The sequence below is a fragment of the Verrucomicrobiia bacterium genome (genome assembly GCA_035495615.1).
In the GTDB taxonomy this organism is placed as follows: Bacteria; Omnitrophota; Omnitrophia; order Omnitrophales; family Aquincolibacteriaceae; genus DATJFP01.
Genome location: DATJFP010000027.1, coordinates 14,632 through 30,054, shown reverse-complemented (window position 1 = coordinate 30,054; position 15,423 = coordinate 14,632). Strand labels below are relative to the sequence as shown.

Sequence of the window (15,423 nt, the reverse complement as noted above, 5' to 3'; positions counted from 1 at the left end):
CGTATCCGTGGCCATCGCCGCAGGGGCGCGGGGGCTGCCGCCCGCGTGGCTTTTGAAGGAATGTCTTGGAAATGCGGCGGCGTCGTTCTTCAAACGCCTGGGCGGCGATCTTGTCGAGGCGCGAAAGCGCGAATATCAGTTCTGGATCCAATGGGGCCAGATCGCCGGCGCGTTAAAATAAAAAGATGCAGTCTTTCATAAGCCTTCAAGCCTGGGGCGAATCGTCCGATATATGATGTCGGCCCCCCCGGAGGGAATCCGCCCTCATTATCACCGGAAACAGGAGTTTCAAATGAAGACGAAAGTATTGTTGGGGTTAGCGGCGTTAATGTTTGTTTTCCAGGCGGCGGGTTTTTCCGCCGATATGCCGGTGGTTCCCGGTAAGGATGCCGTTACGCAAGCCTGCGTCAAGAAGTGCGATAAGCAGCTTGACGAGACGAGCAAGGCCGCTTGCGTTAAGGCCTGCACCACACCGAAAAGCATGTAAGACAAAGGGGGCGGCCTCCCAAGGCCGCCCCCTTTTTTTTGCCTTCCTGAAATCCTTCCAGCGTATCCAGTGGAAATCCGATCGCTTCCTCAATACAGGGATGATGAAACGCCCCCCCTCAACTTATTCTTTGTGCGGAACCGGGCCCCGAAGCCCTAAAAGAACCAGGATTGATCTAAGTTTAATTAAGGTATAATATTCACCCGGCTCTTTTGGAATGATGCCTCAATGTTAAGAGTTCTGACGAATGCCGCTATGAGAAACCACCCTATGCCAAAGACTGCTACGAAACGGTCCGGCCTTGTTGCCCTTGCAACGAAGGTGGCGGGCTTTCCTATAATGACCTACTCCAGGAGATCTAGATGAATCTCGAAAGCCTCCGCGCCGCAGATATCATGAACCGCAACGTCAAGAGTGTCCCCAATGACATGAAGCTCAAAGACCTCATGCAATTTTTGATGGAGAGGCACATTACCGGCGTGCCTGTCATGGACAGCCAGGAAAAGTTCGTGGGAGTGGTCTCGACCACCGACGTGCTGCGCGTCATGACGCTCCAGATCATGCTCAAGGAAGAGGACATGCAGGTGGATCTCCAGGCGGTCGGAGATAAACCGATCAGCGCCATGTCGATGATCAGCCGTCCGCTCTTCAATTTTCGTGAAGAAGACAAGCTTTACCCTATCGCGCGCCTCATGACAGAAAAAGGCATTCACCGCGTTTTTGTCGTGGATGACAATGAAGCCCTGAAAGGGGTCATCTCGTCGATGGATTTTGTCCGCCTCGCGGAAACCGCGACCAAGCCCGCCTGACCTCGAATTAACAAAGGGACAGATGGGTTTAAGTGTCCCTTTCGGCCTGCCCCCCTTTTTTCGATAAGGTTGATTGTGCTTACCGGCAGCCGTTCCGTGACGCCTTCGACAGTTTCATCAAAGACTACGAGGACCCCATGATTCACCCGCAGGCCTTCATCGCGGCGCAGCGCGACAAGCCGTGCCGGCGGGACGACCCGCTCATGAAAGATAACCAATCTCAAACCGTAAGGAAGAGCACGATGCGAGTCTTTCTTATTACAGGGATGCTCCTGGCATTGGCCGCGCCGCTGGCGGCGCAGCAGCCGGGCGCCCCGGCGCTTAACCGGCCGCTCACGGGCGAGGATTGTGAGGCTTACTCGTTCGTGCAGGAGCGCGATGCGTGTTACCTCAGACTTGCCGTTCAGCAGCGCTCGATCGAACCGTGCGGAGAATTCGAAACCTGGGAGAAGACCCAGGCTTGCCTTGCTGCGGTCAATGCGATCCGCAAGCTCGCGACAGACGACTGCGGGGTTCTCTATGAATATCCCGACGAGTGCCGCAAATTCGTCCAGGAAGGCATTCCCGTCCCGGGCGCCGCTCCCGGTGCAAACGGTTCCGAGAGAGACGGACTTCCCTTGAGATCCTAGTCATCACGGCCCGGCGTGCAGAGCTCTTCTTTATAAAAGGAGGGCTTTTTTTATGCCTGGATTCACGTATTGCGGTAAATGACGTCGAGCAGGTCCGAGAAATTGAAGGGCTTGATGAGGAAATCCGTGGCCCGGCAGTTCTGGGCCGCGAAAATGTTGTCGGTCTGGCCGTGGGCCGTCAGCATGATGGTCGGCGTCTTCTTGAACGCGGGATGAAAATTGAGACGCTGCATGAATTCAAATCCGCCCATCTTGGGCATCATGAGATCGACGAGGATCAGGTCGGGGTGATGCTTCGTGTAGAGCTCGAGGCCTTCGGCGCCGTCGGCCGCCGTCAGGACGTCAAAGCCTTCGTCGTGCAAAAAATCTTTAATCGTCAGAAGCACATCTTCTTCGTCGTCGATGGCGAGAATGAGTCTTTTTTTTCGGGCCTTGTCCATCTTGATTCCGGAAGGTTGAACAGCTTTTTATGCCGTAGCGGAGCAGGGATCCTTGCCGCCGGGCTCAGATCCTAATCAAAGGCTACATGGCCTGCCGGTGATTAGCAAATAAGCGGGCTTATTTTTTCCGGAATGAGGGCCAGTCTTCCGGCGGGTGTGGAAATCTGAGAGCTTCCTGTCGATACAAGGAGGGTGAAACGCTCTCCTGAATTCATCCTGGGTGCTGTTCTTTTTTTTGCGCTCGGCGCGGCCGCTGGCGGGTTCGGCCCCTCCTTATGGAAAAAGAATCAGCCCATCCCGGGTTTTGAAGCCAAAGGCGCCTCCGAGCGGGAGCTCTACCAGGGCTATTACAAAGCCTACCGCCAGAAACAGGCGGATATCGTCATGCTCGGAGATTCGCTGACTTGCTTTGTGAACTGGTCCGAACTCCTGGGCCGCGCGGACGTGGCGGGGCGGGGGCTGAGATTCCAGTCGGCCGAAGGCCTTCTCGGCCTTCTGCCGGACGTCGAGGCGCTTTCGCCGCGCACGTGTTTCATCATGATCGGCGTCAATGATCTGCTTCACAGGTCAAAGCCTGTCTTCGAAGTCTTTTCCAGTTACCGGAAATTGGTCACGGAGCTCCGCGCGAAAGGGATTGTTCCCGTGATCCAGTCCACGCTTCCCGTTGCGCGCTCCCGCCAGGACAGCGCGCGGGTAAACGCAGACATCGCCGCCCTCAACGGCCTTCTGCGCCGTCTGGCTGCCCAGGAAGGCATCGCTTATCTTGATCTTGTTTCGGACCTTGCAGGGGACGGCTATCTCGCCGATGCTTTTACTTACGACGGCATCCATTTGACCGGGGCCGGATATGGCGTGTGGGGAGAGCGGGTCCTCTCATTTCTCGCCGCTGGAAACAGGACGGAATAAGTGGAGAGCGGCGCTTCTCCGACCATGCCGGAACGGGTGCTGACACTTGACGTCTTCCGCGGCGTTGCGGCCTGGCTTGTTCTCATCCATCACTGCCTGCGCGCGACGCCGGGCCTGAATGCAAACACCACGGATTTCTGGCAGCTGCATCGGCCTGCCTGGACTGCGGTCGGGATGCTGGGAAGTCTCGGGGTCACCTGCTTTTTCATGATCAGCGGCGCTTCTTTCGGGATTTCTCTGAAAGAAAATTTTACGGCCGTGTCTTTTTTTATCAGGCGCCTTTTCCGCATCTATCCGGCTTATCTTCTGGCCATTCTGGGTTATTTCGTTTTTGGTTTCCTTTATGTGCGGCTTCGTCCCTTTGTGCTGGACGATTGGATGAGCCCCCAGTTCACGACGAAGATCGAAGGGTACGCCTGGCTGACCTACTTGAGCATGACCTTCAACTTTTTCGGCCCGTCCAACCGGTTCAATAATGTTTTGTGGACGCTTCCCGTGGAGGTCCAGTTTTATCTCGCGCTGCCGTTGTTTGTTTTCTTTGTCAGGAGGCTCGGCAAGGCCCGCGGCGCGGCGGCGACTCTCGTGTTGTGCGGCCTTTGCTATATTCTCGCTCAGAAGGCGCAGTTGCCCGGCAAAACGCTCAGCCGGATCTGGGAGTTCGGCCTTGGGTTTACGGTCGGCCTCTATGGCCGCGTGTTTGTGCCTCTTCACAAGGTGAAGGCGGCGGCGCCCGCCATCGGCACGGCGGCCATGGTTTTGTTGATCGGCCCGCGCGTGCATGAATTCGCCCTGCCGTATCTTCCATGGAATTTCCTGGATGCGGCCGCGATCTGCGGTTTGCTGATGGTTTGTTTCATGTTCGGGCCGTATTATCCGGCGCGCGGCGAGGCGGACTTCGGCGTCAAACTCGGCCAGCGGTCATACTCGATCTATTTATTCCATAACCTCGTCATTGCCTCGATATGCCTGGGGATGTATCGCTTCGCTTATCATTGGCCGCCGGCCCCTTTCTTCATGACTTTAACGCTGGCCGCCACGGCCGCGACTTTCCTTTTGACGGGACCGGTTCACCGCCTCGAACGAAAATTTATCCAAAGGGGCCGCCGACTCACCGCGAAAACAAAATAAGGTATCTCTTCCGGAAGTGCCGGGTTAAACTAACGTCCTTCTTGTCATGGAATAAGGAAAAACAGTCTTATGAAAGCTCACTGGATTTTTCATCCTCGCCACCGGAAACATTTCCATGCCGCGTTTCAGCGCGGGCTGCACGCGGTGCTCGTTGTCGTGGGCCTGACGGCTTTTGGGACCGCGGCGGTAAAATTTCTGGAAAACCGTTCGTGGGTCGATGCGTTTTATTTTACGAGCATGATCGTGACCGCGCAGGGGCCGAGCCTCGCGCCCGCAACCGCCGCGGGAAAAATGTTCGCCTCTTTGTTTTCGTTTGTGGCCGTGGGGATAGGCCTGGCGTCGATCACCTACATCTGCGGGCCGTTCGCGGCCGACCTTGAATCCATGATGCAGGACGAGCAGAAGAGGCGCCGGGGAGAATCACCGGAAGAGTAAGGGGCGGAGAATCGGGATGTCATGACCGAACTGGAAAAAATGCTCTCGGGAAAAATGTACAACGGCACGGACCCGCAGCTCACGGCCATGCGTACGAAGGCCCGGAAGCTTCTCACGGAGATCAATGCGGCGCTTCTCGATACGACGGTGGATCCGGCGAAGGCCGCGCTTTATGCCGAACTCTTCGGCGCCATGGGCAAAGATGGCTGGCTGCAGCCTCCTTTTTTCTGCGATTACGGCACGAACATTTTTATGGGCGACAAGGTCTTCATCAATTTCAACTGCGTCTTCCTGGACTGCGCGCGCATCACGATAGGCTCCAATGTTTTTATGGCGCCGAACGTGCAGCTTTACTGCGCGGGGCATCCTCTGGTCGCGGAGCAGCGGGCGCGGGGAGAGGAATTTGCGCTGCCGATTACGATCGAAGACGACGTGTGGATCGGCGGCGGGGTGATCGTGTGCCCAGGCGTCACGATCGGCGCGAAAAGTGTGGTGGGAGCGGGCGCCGTGGTTACGAAGAATGTGCCGCCGGCATCGCTCGCTGCCGGAAATCCGGCGCGGGTTCTCAAAGCTGTGACCTGACAGCACCCCTTCCAAAAGTGCCGGATTCACGGAACCCCGCACCTCCGGAAGGGGTACCTTAACGGGATGATGATTTAATCGGTGGGCGGGGGCGTGGTGTCGCCGCCTCCGTCTTGGTGCGCATGGCCCACGGCTTTGCCGCCTTCGCGAAGGATGTTTTCGCGGGCGTTTTCATTTTTGACGTGGGAGAGCGCGGTTTGCTGGCCTTTGGGACCGGCCTCAACGCGTGCCGGCAGCAGCGCGGCAAGCATCACAAGAACTGCGAGGAACAGAACTTCTCGTCTCGGAGTCATGGTTTTCATTTCATAGGTACCCCTTTCGTTGAGATTGGTTACATTCCTTACATAAGTAACACTACTAACACAAAGATAGCCGCTGGATTCCGGTATTACAAGGAAGGCAAGAGCCCTAAAGTCTTAAGCGGGATGACACCGGCAGGAAAGTTTTCATGCAGCCTCAAAACCATAAGGACAAAATCATCGATCAATTCACGAAGCAGGCCGTGCCGTTCACCCAAGTGCCGGGGCATCAGGATGGAATCGAGGTGCTGCTGCGCCTGTCCGGCGTCACGCGCGGTCATGCGGTGCTGGATGTGGCCTGCGGGCCGGGGCTCGTGGGCTGCGCGTTCGCGCCTCATGCGCGGCACGTGACGGGGGTGGACATCACGGCGAAGATGATCGAAACGGCAAAAGAGCGCCAGCGGGAAAAGGGGCTTTCGAATCTCGATTGGAAGGTCGGCGGCATTGCGCCGCTTCCTTTCGAATCGGGGCGCTTCGACGCCGTGATCACGCGCTACAGTTTCCACCACTTCGAAGACCCCAAGGCCGCGCTCGCGGAAATGATGCGCGTGTGCCGCCCGGGGGGCACGGTGCTCGTTGCGGACGTAGCGCTTCCCTCTGAAAAAATCGCGGCCTATGATGCGGTCGAGAAGCTGCGCGATCCTTCGCACGTGCACGCGCTTTCGCTTCCCGAGTTCCGGAAACTCTTCAGCGAAAGCGGGCTCTCCGGCGTCCGCTCGGAATTTTACGGCGTGCCGCTCGAGCTCGGAGCGCAGCTCAAAGCGTCGTTCCCGAATCCTGGCGACGAACCGAAAATCCGGGCCATTTTCGAAGCCGACATCGGCCGGGACGCCTTGGGTGTCGGCGCGAGAAAAGACGGAGGAGGCATTTATTATGAGGTGCCCATTGCCGTCTTTGCGGGAGCGAAGGTATAATGGACACCTTATGAATCCCAGAGCCCTGCTCGACGATCTGAAGAAAGTGGTGGAGCCGCGCCCCGCGGGGTCGCCGCGTCCGGAGCAGACGCTGACGCTGACTCCCGAAGGCGTGGCGGCGGCGATCTGCACGCAGGCGGGCATTTATCTCGAGCATGCCGGGAAAGAATTCGAGGCCGCCGGCCGGCAGCTGGCCGCGCCGGAAGCCAAGCGGCTTTTCCTGGAGGTCGCGGTCGCGTATTATTATTTGGCCGCGATGCGCCTGCAGGTTTTGCTGGAAAGCGATCAATACAATTTGTTCGCCTTGAGCCTCCAGGTGGCTCTCCTGAATTTCATCGCGGCCGCGCTTAAAGACGATCTGCAGATCCCGGAAGAGGAAATCGCCGCGGCGCTCGAGCGCCGCAAGAAATTGTACGTGGACAAGCAGGCGGAAAAGGATGACCTGGCTTACCTGAAAGATTTCATGAAGATGGCTTTGAATCCCGAATCCACGAAGCAGTACTATGACAACCCCGTCTTCCGGCTGATCGTGCAAAGCATCTGCGTGGCCGTCCTGATGCCTCTCGGATTTCCCGCCCGGACTCCGGACTTCGACAAGCCCAAGCTGCTTTTTTTTAAGTTTCACATCCAGCTCATGGATAATTTTTTCAACAACATCCTGATCAAGCTCGCGCCCGCGTGGTAGAGACCGGTACCGGTTTCGAGGGGACAGGCCAACAAAGGAGCTTCAAAGTGTCAAAGCCCAATACCGTCCAGCTTCACCGTGTTCTCCGCTGCCCGCCCGAGAAACTCTACCGCGCGTTTCTTGATCCGGACGCCATGGTGAAGTGGCTTCCTCCGCATGGCTTTACGGCCAAGGTCCATAAAATGGACGCGCGGGTCGGCGGCGAGCACCGCATGTCCTTCACGAATTTCACCACGGGGAAAGGCCATTCGTTCGGCGGCAAATACCTCGAGCTGACGCCGCACTCGCGGATCCGATACACGGATAAATTCGATGACCCCAATCTTCCCGGCGAAATGCAGGTCACGATTTCGCTGCGCCCGGTGGCCTGCGGAACCGAGCTCGAAATCACTCAGGAAGGCATTCCTTCTGCGATCCCGGTCGAGTTTTGCTACCTGGGATGGCAGGAATCCTTGAAGCTTCTGGCCCACATCGTCGAGCCGGACATCACCGGCTAAATCGCGGCCGGCAGCAGCGGCATCCGAAAGATGCAGGAGGGCTTTTTGAAGGAAACGAAACCGGGGGAGATCCGTATCGAGGTCGAGGGCGAGGTCATCGTCGTCCATGCGGAAGGGATGCCGACCGTCGAACTCGTGAGGCACTATCATCAACAGCTTGTGGCCCTGATCAAAAACCAAGGGCTTAGAAAAGTGCTTTATGACGGCCTGCAGGTCATCCCGCCTTCGCCGGACGTGGCGCTCGAGGTATGGAAACTCGACCGGCAGTTGAGTGATATCCCGCTCCGGCGCGCGGTCGTCATACCCGCCGCGACAATCCTGGCCAACCTCGCGGGTCTTGCGTTCTCCGAGGGGGCGTACCGCCTTTTCTACAGCGATATCCGCGCCGCCATGCAATGGCTTGTCCAGCCGGAATCGGAAGCGGATGAAAGTCGCTTGAACGACGGCATTAATTCCCGCCTGAATTAACTGGATAGAGCTCCGCGAAGTTAAATTTAAAAAAGGAGAACCGCATGAAAAAGTTTTTTTTGATTTTTGCCGCTCTGATGGTCGCCTTCCAGGCTGTTTCTTTTTGCGAAGTTCCAGTTTCGAAGGCGGCGCAGCCTGGCGTCCCCGATACGCTGATGGCGAAAGAAAGCCTGAAAGCGGAATGCATCAAGAAATGCGAAACACTCGATCCCACGGCGCGCGCCATGTGCGTGGCGGCGTGTGAAAATTAAGAAGGACCGGCTTAGATTTCGTATTCGATGTTTTTTCGGCCGAAGGGAACCCGGAGCCAGATGCGCTCGTGGAAAAAATAGGCCGCGAGCTTGATGGTGGTATCGATAAGGCCGACGGTGAGCGCGAATTTTCCTTTGCCGGTCAGCAGCCACACGACGGACGTGGTGACGACCGTCGCAATGAACCTCCAGCTCAGGGCTTTGAGAAGGCTTCTCTAGCGGGTTTCCATGGGGCGCGATTATAAGGGAGACGACGGATTTTCACAACCTTCCCTCAAGGGCTGTACCCAAGGCGATCCCTCATGAAGAAACAAAAGAACGGCACGAAAGAAGGAAAAACAGCGGATTCCGCTTCGCGGCTTATCGAAGCGAGGATCAAGGAGCTGAAGGACTGGCGGGGCGAGACCCTGGCCCGGGTCCGGAGCCTTATCAAGCAGGCCGATCCCCAAGTGCTTGAGGAATGGAAGTGGAGCGTTCCGGTGTGGTCGCATGACGGGATCATCTGCACCGGCGAAACGTACAAGAGCGCCGTAAAACTCACCTTTGCCAAAGGCGCCTGGCTGAAGGATCCTTCCGGTCTTTTTAATTCCAGTCTTGAAGGGAATACGCGCCGCGCCATCGACATCCATGAAGGCGGGAAGATCGATGAAAAAGCGCTGAAGGCGCTCATTCGCGCGGCCGCGGCGCTGAACGCGTCCTCGGCAAAAGCAAAGGCCGGCCGTGCCTCCTAAGACCTATCATGGAAGCTGCGACTGCGGCAGGGTGCGCTTTGATACAGAGCTGGACCTGGACGCGGGAACCTTCAAGTGCAATTGCAAAATATGCTGGAAGGGCCGCTTCTGGGGGGCCATGGTGAAGCCGGAAACCTTCCGCATTCTTTCGGGCGAAGGGGACATGACCGTTTACGGCGAGCGGCGGCTCCATCACTTCTGCAAACATTGCGGCATCAAGCTTTTCGGCCGGGGCGCCGATGGTATCCGGATAGCGGTCAATCTGGCTTCGCTGGACGATCTTGATCCGCGCGCGCTGGCCGGAGCGCCTGTACGTTATGTGGACGGCCGCAGCGACAACTTTTCGGCCGCGCCCGGATTTACCGGGCACCTTTGAAGTAAATCCGTTTCCCCAAATGGATGGGTGGCATGCCGATTCATAAAGTATCGGGCCCTTCGCGATCGATCATCCTTGCGGTTTTCCGGGCAGCTTCCCGCTTCCTGCCTCTCTTTTTCCTTCTTCTCCTGCCGCGCCCTCTTTATGCGAATAATGCGTCGGTGACGAACGTCTCCCTGGTCGAGCAGGACCAGAGCGCGAACACGATCAAAGTCGAATTCGATCTGAGCTGGGACAATGCGTGGTCGGACTCGATCAACAAGGACGCGGTGTGGGTCTTCGTGAAGTACTGCACCAGCAGCTGCGGCACGATCCCGGCGGCGTGGAGCCATGCGATCCTGAAGACAAGCGGGACCAATCCGAGCGGTTTCACCCGGGGCACGAAAGGCACGACGGCGTTCGATACCCTGGACATCGTGGTTCCCTCCGACAAAATGGGCGCCTTCATCCAGCCGTCCCATCAGGGCTCGGGCACGGTCCAGTTCACGGACCTCCAGCTCGTGTGGGATTATGGCGCGAACGGCCTGAGCGATGCCACGGCAAGCGGCTCCAGCGTTACCGTCGAGGTCTTCGCCATCGAGATGGTTTACATCCCGGAAGAAGGATTTTATGCGGGCGACGGCGGGACCGGGAACGCCCAGTTCGAGATGGGCGACGGGACTCAGGATTTGCCGGCGACAGTCAACAGCGAGGGCGGCATCACGTTTCGCAACGACAGCAGTGGTTCCTATACGAACGCTTACTGGTTTTATAATTCCGACAACAACGGCTACGACGAGCCCGACGGCGCACCCTTTGACGTCAGCGAGGCCTTCCCCAAAGGCTTCCATGCTTTTTATCTCATGAAGCATCAAATCCCCGAGGATCTGTACGTCAGCTTCCTCAACAATCTGACCTCCGCGCAGGCGTCGGCGCGCTTCCCCAATCAATTCGGGAACGACAGGCACCGTGTTACGGTCAGCGGCGGCACCTATTCGACGGACCGGCCCGGCAGGTCCTGCGGCTACCTTTCCTGGATGGACGTTGCGGCGATCGCGGATTGGGCCGCCTTGCGTCCGATCACGGAATTGGAATACGAGAAAGCCGCGCGCGGTCCACTGGCCCCTGTCGCGGGCGAATACGCGTGGGGAACAACGTCCTACACTTCATGCGACACCCTTTCCGGAGCCGAAGACGGGACGGCGACATGCACTTCCGGCAATGTCAATTTTGGAAATACTACGTTCACCGGAGGCGACGGCGGAGCAGGCCCCTTGAGGGTGGGTATTCTCGCAACCAGCTCCACGACCACGCGCGAGGAGGCGGGCGCGGGCTACTATGGAAATCTCGGATTGAGCGGCAATCTCGCGGAGCTTACGGTCACGCTCGGCGCGACGGCCGGCAGGGCTTTCAGCGGGACGCATGGCGATGGCACTTTGGATTCGGACGGCGACGCGACCAATGACGACTGGCCGGGTTTCGTGTCCGGGAGCGGCGTCACGACAGGCAATGGGAGCGGGGAAAGAGGCGGCTCCTGGTTGGACACGCAAACGGAACGGATCACGGTGTCCGACCGTTATAATGCCGCGGACGGCCTCAGCACGCGCGAGAATGACCGCGGCGGACGCCTCGGCCGCACGGCGCCCTGACGCCTGAAAATAAAGTCCCTGCACGTAGGAATCGTTTTTGGGTTCCGCCGACGCTATAATAGACCCCTTGAAAAGGAACTCTCCAGGATGAAAAAATATTTCGGGATGCTGGCTTTGATCATGGTTTCCGCCGCGATGCTGCCAAAGACGGGATCGGCGGCCGTTGCGGTGGATCCGCGGCTCAAAAAACTCGAGACCCCTTTCGAAGACGCGCGCGATCATTTCCGGGAAGGAAAGCTGGATAAGGCCCACCAGGACATCCAGAAAGCGATCGTTTATTTTGAAGGGCTTCACGAGACGATCGACGGCAGAGCGCGGAAGCTCATCCGCAATTCCATCGTGGAAATGGAAAGACTGCAGACCCAGATTCAGGGCGAGCCCGCGGCGGCCCGCACCCATCTGCTTCCGGTTTATGAAAATGCCGTGAGCGCCCTGCTGGAGCACATTCGCAAACCCTACGGCAATCCCACCGGGAAACTCATTCCCAGGCAGGACGTCGCCCTGATCAAAGAAAAACTGGTCCAGGATTTTTTGAAAGGTTAAATGGCCCGCGGCCTGGCGAATAAGAATCGAAGTAAAAAAAGGGGCTTTGTCCCGCTCGAGAGGAGTGCCTTGATGAAAAAATCCGTGTCCCTTTTGGCGGCCTTCTTCCTGGTGGGTTTCGCGCCTTGCGGATTTGCGGACGTGACGATTTACGCCACCAACGAAAACGACGCGCCCATCGACTACACGCTTGTCGTTCCTCCTACCATGGACGTGGACGGAAGCCCCACGGGAACGATCGATGCCAGCCAGGAAAAGGGCCAGCTCGTCTCCCTTTCGAGCGACGGGGAAGACCCGGAAGAGGAAACGATCGAATTGAAATTCCATGACAGCGAGCAGCACTTCCTGTGCTCGGCCAAATTTTTTTCCGACATGGCCAAGCTGGCGGATAATCCCGCGGCTTCGAATGACGAAAAGGCATCCTGTTCGGTCCAGACCGTGGAAGACGGGTTCCTGCTGACCGTGAGCAAAGCCAAGCTCCAGGCGGATTTGAATCCCTGAGCCGCGTACCGGCCGCGAAATCAGGTGGTTTTTTCGGCCAAGACGGATAAAATGAAGGCCGTTTTTCCTACGCAGAATAAGGACCGGAAGTGGAAACGAACCCCCGAAATCCCTCAGCTGTGAGGACTCTTGCCGAAGCCGCGGCGTTGGCGGCGATCTATTATCTTTCGGCCGTGCTCGGGCTGAACCTCGCGATCCCTCCGGGCATTGCCACGGCCGTATGGCCGCCTTCCGGCATCGCGTTCGCGGTCCTGGTACTCCGGGGAAACCGCCTGTGGCCCGGCATCTGGGTCGCTTCTTTCCTCGTCAATTTTCCTTCGCTGCTTCATCACAGCCCCGGCGCTCATCCGTTCGCGGCGCTTGCCGTGGCGTTTGCGATTGCCTCGGGCTCGGCCCTTCAGGCCGTGACCGGCGCCTCGCTTCAGAAACTCGCCATCCGCGCTGCCAATCCTTTCGAGCGCGTGGGCCACGTCTTTTTGTTCATGGGCGTGACGGTCATCGCGTGCATGGTCGCTTCCACAATCGGCTCGATCAGCCTCCGCAGCGGCGGCTTTGCTTCCGCCGAGAATTTCGCCGTGAACTGGCAGACGTGGTGGCTCGGGGATTTTACGGGCATCGTGGTCGTGACGCCGGTCATCCTGTCCAGCTACAAAGGATTTTTCAATCACAGGGAGCTGAACGTGGAAAAAACCGCGGCCGCGCTGTCCTTTTTTTGCGGCATGGTCCTCCTCAGCGCGGTCATCTTTTCGGGAAAGCAGCCGCTTTTTTACCCGTATTATCTTTTCCCGATCATGGCATGGTGCGCGTTCCATTACGGGCAGGTGGGCGTGGCCTGGACCGGGCTCGTCATGGCCGGCCTTTCGCTCTGGTTCGCGCATCTGGGACAGGGCCCGTTTGCAATCGGCAACGGGATTCCCCAGGCGCTGCTTATTTCGCAGGGATTCATCGCGGCCGTGAACATGACGGGCATGGCGCTCGCCGCGGCCGTCAGCGAAATCCAAAAGGCGCACCAGGCCCTGCGGGACGCTTACGAAGAACGCAAACGCCTGGCCGAAGAGCTCGACCGCTCGAACAAGGAGCTCGAACAGTTCGCTTCGATCGCGTCGCATGACCTCCGCGCGCCCATGCGCGAGATCGCCATGTTCACTCAGCTCATCGAACGCAAGCTCTCGCAGGTCATGGGCCAGGATGAGAAAAATTACCTGAGCTTCATCGAAAAGTCCTGCGTGCGCATGAATGAGCTCATCGATTCGATCCTCGAGCATTCGCGCGTGTCGCAGGCCGAGCGTGTCTTGGCGGACGTGGACCTGAACGTGCTCGTGCGGGAAATCCTGAGTGACCTCGAGATGCACATCCGCGAGAAAAAGGCGCGCATCCACGTGGACGAATTACCCGCGGTGCTTGCCGACCGGGGCCAGATGCGCCAGCTCCTTCAAAACCTGCTGACCAATGCCCTGAAATATTCGAAAAGCGACGTGCCGCCCTACATCCGGGTCAGCGGGGCCGTCGAAGACGACCGGCTGGTCCTTTACGTGCAGGACAACGGCATCGGTTTCGACGCGGCCGAGCAGGAAAAAGTATTCCAGCCTTTCCGGCGCTTTACCAGCAAGGCGGAAGGCACGGGCATGGGGCTCGCCATCTGCAAGACGATCGTGGAAAGGCACGGGGGAAAAATCACGGCCGAGAGCCGGCCGAACGAAGGCAGCACTTTCATCGTGAAGATGCCCGCGCAAGGAAGGTAACCCTCCAGGATTGCGGGCTCAACTGGACAGAATCAGAGACGGGGTTTATGATGCCGCAAGCACAGAACCCGCCAACCCGGAAGGAGCGTTATGGGCAACGAACATGAAGAGAAAACCTCAACAGGACTGCAAGCCAATGTGGCCGCGCTGGCCTGCTACGCGCTCGGCTGGATCACAGGCCTGATTTTTTACCTGCTCGAAAAAGAAAACAAGTTCGTCCGTTTCCACGCGTTTCAATCCATCGTCGCTTTCGGCGCTCTGACCGCGCTGCAGATCATCCTCGCGGCCGTCCCGGTCATCGGATGGACGCTCCTGCCGCTGATTTATCTCGCGCAGCTGGCCCTCTGGATCTTCATGATGATCAAAGCCTATCAGGGAGAAAAGTTCAAGCTGCCTGTGGCGGGGGACCTGGCGGAGAAGAATGCCTGAGCAGGGCCCCGGAAAAGGGAAGCCTCCGGCGGAAAGCTGGCGCGTCCTCGGACGGGACGGACGCTTCAACATCACGGCGGATAAGTCGGTGCCGGGCCCGTGGATGGATTTGTACCACCGTCTCCTGTCGATTTCCTGGCCGCGCTTTTTCGGGATCGTTTCCGCCGTCTACTTCCTGATCAACATCCTGTTCGCGGAGGCTTACTACGCGTGCGGGCCCGAGGCGCTGGAAGGGATTCGGCGGGGATCGGTCGGCACGCATTTCCTGGACTGCTTTTTTTTCAGCGTCCAGACGATCGCGACCATCGGCTACGGCCGCATCAGCCCGCTCGGCATCTGGCCCAACATCCTGGTCACGATCGAGGCGCTGACCGGCCTCATGCTCCTCGGCCTTCTCACCGGCCTTCTTTTTTCCCGTTTTTCCCGGCCCACGGCCCGCGTGCTTTTCAGCCGCAACGCGTTGATCACGCTCGAAGGCGGAACACCCCGCTTCTTTTTCCGCCTGGCCAACCAGCGTCTCAACCAGATCGTGGAAGCGCACATCAGCGCGGCGCTCGTCAAGACCGAAACGAACGCGGAGGGGGAGAAGTACCGCAGGATTTACGACCTTGCCCTCGAGCGGAGCGTCACGCCGCTTTTCATCATGACCTGGACGGTCGTGCATCCGATCGACAAAACCAGCCCGCTCCACGGAATGACGGCCGCGTCGCTGGCGGAAACCGAAACCGAAATCCTCATCTCCGTGACCGGCATGGACAACGTGTTCTCCCAGACCATCCACGCCCGGATTTCCTATACCGTGGACGACATCCTGTGGGAACACCGGTTCGAAGACATGCTGACACGCAGGGACGGCAAGATTCATGTCGCGCTGCAGAAAATCCACGATGTCGCGCCGGTCCGAGGCGCCGTTTCGGAAAGCGTTCAACCCCTCAAGTAAACT

At 58.2% G+C, this 15,423-nt stretch carries 24 protein-coding genes; 21 read left to right on the top strand and 3 right to left on the bottom strand.

Features of this window, described 5'->3' with window-relative positions:
- From VL688_03610 to VL688_03595, 4 genes are all read left to right on the top strand, one after another.
- Positions 1 to 181: hypothetical protein (locus tag VL688_03610; GenBank protein HTL47132.1), on the top strand; the 181-nt coding region annotated here is incomplete at its 5' end.
- 111 nt (positions 182 to 292) lie between these two features.
- Positions 293 to 487 (top strand): hypothetical protein, encoded by a 195-nt coding sequence (locus VL688_03605; protein ID HTL47131.1) that lies wholly within the window; start codon positions 293 to 295, stop codon positions 485 to 487.
- 362 nt (positions 488 to 849) lie between these two features.
- The gene (locus VL688_03600; GenBank protein ID HTL47130.1) at positions 850 to 1,296 is read left to right on the top strand and encodes a CBS domain-containing protein; all 447 of its coding nucleotides are present in this window, start codon (positions 850 to 852) and stop codon (positions 1,294 to 1,296) included.
- 137 nt (positions 1,297 to 1,433) lie between these two features.
- Positions 1,434 to 1,925 (top strand): hypothetical protein, encoded by a 492-nt coding sequence (locus tag VL688_03595; protein HTL47129.1) that lies wholly within the window; start codon positions 1,434 to 1,436, stop codon positions 1,923 to 1,925.
- Positions 1,926 to 1,987: 62 nt separating this feature from the next.
- Here the strand turns inward: VL688_03595 and VL688_03590 are convergent, their stop codons facing one another.
- Entirely contained in the window at positions 1,988 to 2,365 is a 378-nt protein-coding gene (locus VL688_03590) for a response regulator (GenBank protein HTL47128.1), read from the bottom strand.
- A 192-nt stretch (positions 2,366 to 2,557) separates the two neighbouring features.
- Between VL688_03590 and VL688_03585 the strand changes: the two genes are divergently transcribed.
- The 4 genes from VL688_03585 (at position 2,558) to VL688_03570 (ending at position 5,416) form a co-directional block, all read left to right on the top strand.
- On the top strand, positions 2,558 to 3,271 hold the full coding sequence (locus VL688_03585; GenBank protein ID HTL47127.1) for a GDSL-type esterase/lipase family protein: 714 nt from the start codon (positions 2,558 to 2,560) through the stop codon (positions 3,269 to 3,271).
- Positions 3,272 to 4,399, top strand: a complete 1,128-nt coding sequence (locus VL688_03580) for an acyltransferase (GenBank protein ID HTL47126.1) — start codon at positions 3,272 to 3,274, stop codon at positions 4,397 to 4,399.
- 69 nt (positions 4,400 to 4,468) lie between these two features.
- Positions 4,469 to 4,834 (top strand): potassium channel family protein, encoded by a 366-nt coding sequence (locus VL688_03575; GenBank protein ID HTL47125.1) that lies wholly within the window; start codon positions 4,469 to 4,471, stop codon positions 4,832 to 4,834.
- A 21-nt stretch (positions 4,835 to 4,855) separates the two neighbouring features.
- The gene (locus tag VL688_03570; GenBank protein ID HTL47124.1) at positions 4,856 to 5,416 is read left to right on the top strand and encodes a sugar O-acetyltransferase; all 561 of its coding nucleotides are present in this window, start codon (positions 4,856 to 4,858) and stop codon (positions 5,414 to 5,416) included.
- Between the two features lie 74 nt (positions 5,417 to 5,490).
- Here the strand turns inward: VL688_03570 and VL688_03565 are convergent, their stop codons facing one another.
- Positions 5,491 to 5,718 (bottom strand): hypothetical protein, encoded by a 228-nt coding sequence (locus VL688_03565; GenBank protein ID HTL47123.1) that lies wholly within the window; start codon positions 5,716 to 5,718, stop codon positions 5,491 to 5,493.
- 146 nt (positions 5,719 to 5,864) lie between these two features.
- Here VL688_03565 and VL688_03560 point away from each other — a divergent pair, with 146 nt between their 5' ends.
- Genes VL688_03560 through VL688_03540 form a run of 5 tightly spaced genes read left to right on the top strand, consistent with a single transcriptional unit; the run spans position 5,865 to position 8,530 of the window.
- Positions 5,865 to 6,629, top strand: a complete 765-nt coding sequence (locus VL688_03560; protein ID HTL47122.1) for a class I SAM-dependent methyltransferase — start codon at positions 5,865 to 5,867, stop codon at positions 6,627 to 6,629.
- Positions 6,630 to 6,639: 10 nt separating this feature from the next.
- Positions 6,640 to 7,314 carry a hypothetical protein gene (locus VL688_03555; protein ID HTL47121.1) on the top strand — a complete coding sequence of 225 codons (675 nt, stop codon included), beginning with the start codon at positions 6,640 to 6,642 and terminating at the stop codon, positions 7,312 to 7,314.
- Between the two features lie 47 nt (positions 7,315 to 7,361).
- Complete coding sequence (locus VL688_03550; protein HTL47120.1) at positions 7,362 to 7,811, top strand: SRPBCC family protein; 450 nt, start codon at positions 7,362 to 7,364, stop codon at positions 7,809 to 7,811.
- A 45-nt stretch (positions 7,812 to 7,856) separates the two neighbouring features.
- A complete protein-coding gene (locus VL688_03545; GenBank protein HTL47119.1) occupies positions 7,857 to 8,279 on the top strand; it encodes a hypothetical protein in 423 nt (140 codons plus the stop codon).
- A 44-nt stretch (positions 8,280 to 8,323) separates the two neighbouring features.
- Entirely contained in the window at positions 8,324 to 8,530 is a 207-nt protein-coding gene (locus VL688_03540; protein ID HTL47118.1) for a hypothetical protein, read from the top strand.
- Between the two features lie 11 nt (positions 8,531 to 8,541).
- Here the strand turns inward: VL688_03540 and VL688_03535 are convergent, their stop codons facing one another.
- Positions 8,542 to 8,727, bottom strand: coding sequence for a DUF2061 domain-containing protein (locus VL688_03535; GenBank protein ID HTL47117.1), 186 nt, complete (start codon positions 8,725 to 8,727; stop codon positions 8,542 to 8,544).
- Between the two features lie 105 nt (positions 8,728 to 8,832).
- Here VL688_03535 and VL688_03530 point away from each other — a divergent pair, with 105 nt between their 5' ends.
- The 8 genes from VL688_03530 to VL688_03495 all read left to right on the top strand — a co-directional run bounded on the left by VL688_03530 (position 8,833) and on the right by VL688_03495 (position 15,420).
- Positions 8,833 to 9,261 (top strand): DUF1801 domain-containing protein, encoded by a 429-nt coding sequence (locus VL688_03530; GenBank protein HTL47116.1) that lies wholly within the window; start codon positions 8,833 to 8,835, stop codon positions 9,259 to 9,261.
- On the top strand, positions 9,251 to 9,637 hold the full coding sequence (locus tag VL688_03525; protein ID HTL47115.1) for a GFA family protein: 387 nt from the start codon (positions 9,251 to 9,253) through the stop codon (positions 9,635 to 9,637). The genes VL688_03530 and VL688_03525 overlap by 11 nt, the downstream gene beginning before the upstream one ends.
- A gap of 32 nt (positions 9,638 to 9,669) precedes the next feature.
- Positions 9,670 to 11,265 carry an SUMF1/EgtB/PvdO family nonheme iron enzyme gene (locus VL688_03520; protein HTL47114.1) on the top strand — a complete coding sequence of 532 codons (1,596 nt, stop codon included), beginning with the start codon at positions 9,670 to 9,672 and terminating at the stop codon, positions 11,263 to 11,265.
- Between the two features lie 87 nt (positions 11,266 to 11,352).
- The gene (locus VL688_03515) at positions 11,353 to 11,808 is read left to right on the top strand and encodes a hypothetical protein (GenBank protein ID HTL47113.1); all 456 of its coding nucleotides are present in this window, start codon (positions 11,353 to 11,355) and stop codon (positions 11,806 to 11,808) included.
- Between the two features lie 72 nt (positions 11,809 to 11,880).
- Positions 11,881 to 12,309, top strand: coding sequence for a hypothetical protein (locus VL688_03510; protein HTL47112.1), 429 nt, complete (start codon positions 11,881 to 11,883; stop codon positions 12,307 to 12,309).
- Positions 12,310 to 12,428: 119 nt separating this feature from the next.
- On the top strand, positions 12,429 to 14,051 hold the full coding sequence (locus VL688_03505; GenBank protein HTL47111.1) for an MASE1 domain-containing protein: 1,623 nt from the start codon (positions 12,429 to 12,431) through the stop codon (positions 14,049 to 14,051).
- Between the two features lie 90 nt (positions 14,052 to 14,141).
- A complete protein-coding gene (locus VL688_03500; protein ID HTL47110.1) occupies positions 14,142 to 14,480 on the top strand; it encodes a DUF4870 domain-containing protein in 339 nt (112 codons plus the stop codon).
- On the top strand, positions 14,473 to 15,420 hold the full coding sequence (locus VL688_03495; GenBank protein ID HTL47109.1) for an ion channel: 948 nt from the start codon (positions 14,473 to 14,475) through the stop codon (positions 15,418 to 15,420). The genes VL688_03500 and VL688_03495 overlap by 8 nt, the downstream gene beginning before the upstream one ends.
- Positions 15,421 to 15,423 lie beyond the last annotated feature (3 nt).

Excerpts from the sequence above, each read along its gene's own strand:
- VL688_03515 (HTL47113.1), top strand. The coding sequence starts at position 11,353 with ATGAAAAAATATTTCGGGATGCTGGCTTTGATCATGGTTTCCGCCGCG.
- VL688_03495 (HTL47109.1), top strand. The coding sequence starts at position 14,473 with ATGCCTGAGCAGGGCCCCGGAAAAGGGAAGCCTCCGGCGGAAAGCTGG.
- VL688_03555 (HTL47121.1), top strand. The coding sequence starts at position 6,640 with ATGAATCCCAGAGCCCTGCTCGACGATCTGAAGAAAGTGGTGGAGCCG.
- VL688_03575 (HTL47125.1), top strand. The coding sequence starts at position 4,469 with ATGAAAGCTCACTGGATTTTTCATCCTCGCCACCGGAAACATTTCCAT.
- VL688_03520 (HTL47114.1), top strand. The coding sequence starts at position 9,670 with ATGCCGATTCATAAAGTATCGGGCCCTTCGCGATCGATCATCCTTGCG.
- VL688_03565 (HTL47123.1), bottom strand. The coding sequence starts at position 5,718 with ATGAAAACCATGACTCCGAGACGAGAAGTTCTGTTCCTCGCAGTTCTT.
- VL688_03570 (HTL47124.1), top strand. The coding sequence starts at position 4,856 with ATGACCGAACTGGAAAAAATGCTCTCGGGAAAAATGTACAACGGCACG.
- VL688_03500 (HTL47110.1), top strand. The coding sequence starts at position 14,142 with ATGGGCAACGAACATGAAGAGAAAACCTCAACAGGACTGCAAGCCAAT.
- VL688_03510 (HTL47112.1), top strand. The coding sequence starts at position 11,881 with ATGAAAAAATCCGTGTCCCTTTTGGCGGCCTTCTTCCTGGTGGGTTTC.
- VL688_03595 (HTL47129.1), top strand. The coding sequence starts at position 1,434 with ATGATTCACCCGCAGGCCTTCATCGCGGCGCAGCGCGACAAGCCGTGC.
- VL688_03560 (HTL47122.1), top strand. The coding sequence starts at position 5,865 with ATGCAGCCTCAAAACCATAAGGACAAAATCATCGATCAATTCACGAAG.
- VL688_03600 (HTL47130.1), top strand. The coding sequence starts at position 850 with ATGAATCTCGAAAGCCTCCGCGCCGCAGATATCATGAACCGCAACGTC.
- VL688_03605 (HTL47131.1), top strand. The coding sequence starts at position 293 with ATGAAGACGAAAGTATTGTTGGGGTTAGCGGCGTTAATGTTTGTTTTC.
- VL688_03530 (HTL47116.1), top strand. The coding sequence starts at position 8,833 with ATGAAGAAACAAAAGAACGGCACGAAAGAAGGAAAAACAGCGGATTCC.
- VL688_03540 (HTL47118.1), top strand. The coding sequence starts at position 8,324 with ATGAAAAAGTTTTTTTTGATTTTTGCCGCTCTGATGGTCGCCTTCCAG.
- VL688_03590 (HTL47128.1), bottom strand. The coding sequence starts at position 2,365 with ATGGACAAGGCCCGAAAAAAAAGACTCATTCTCGCCATCGACGACGAA.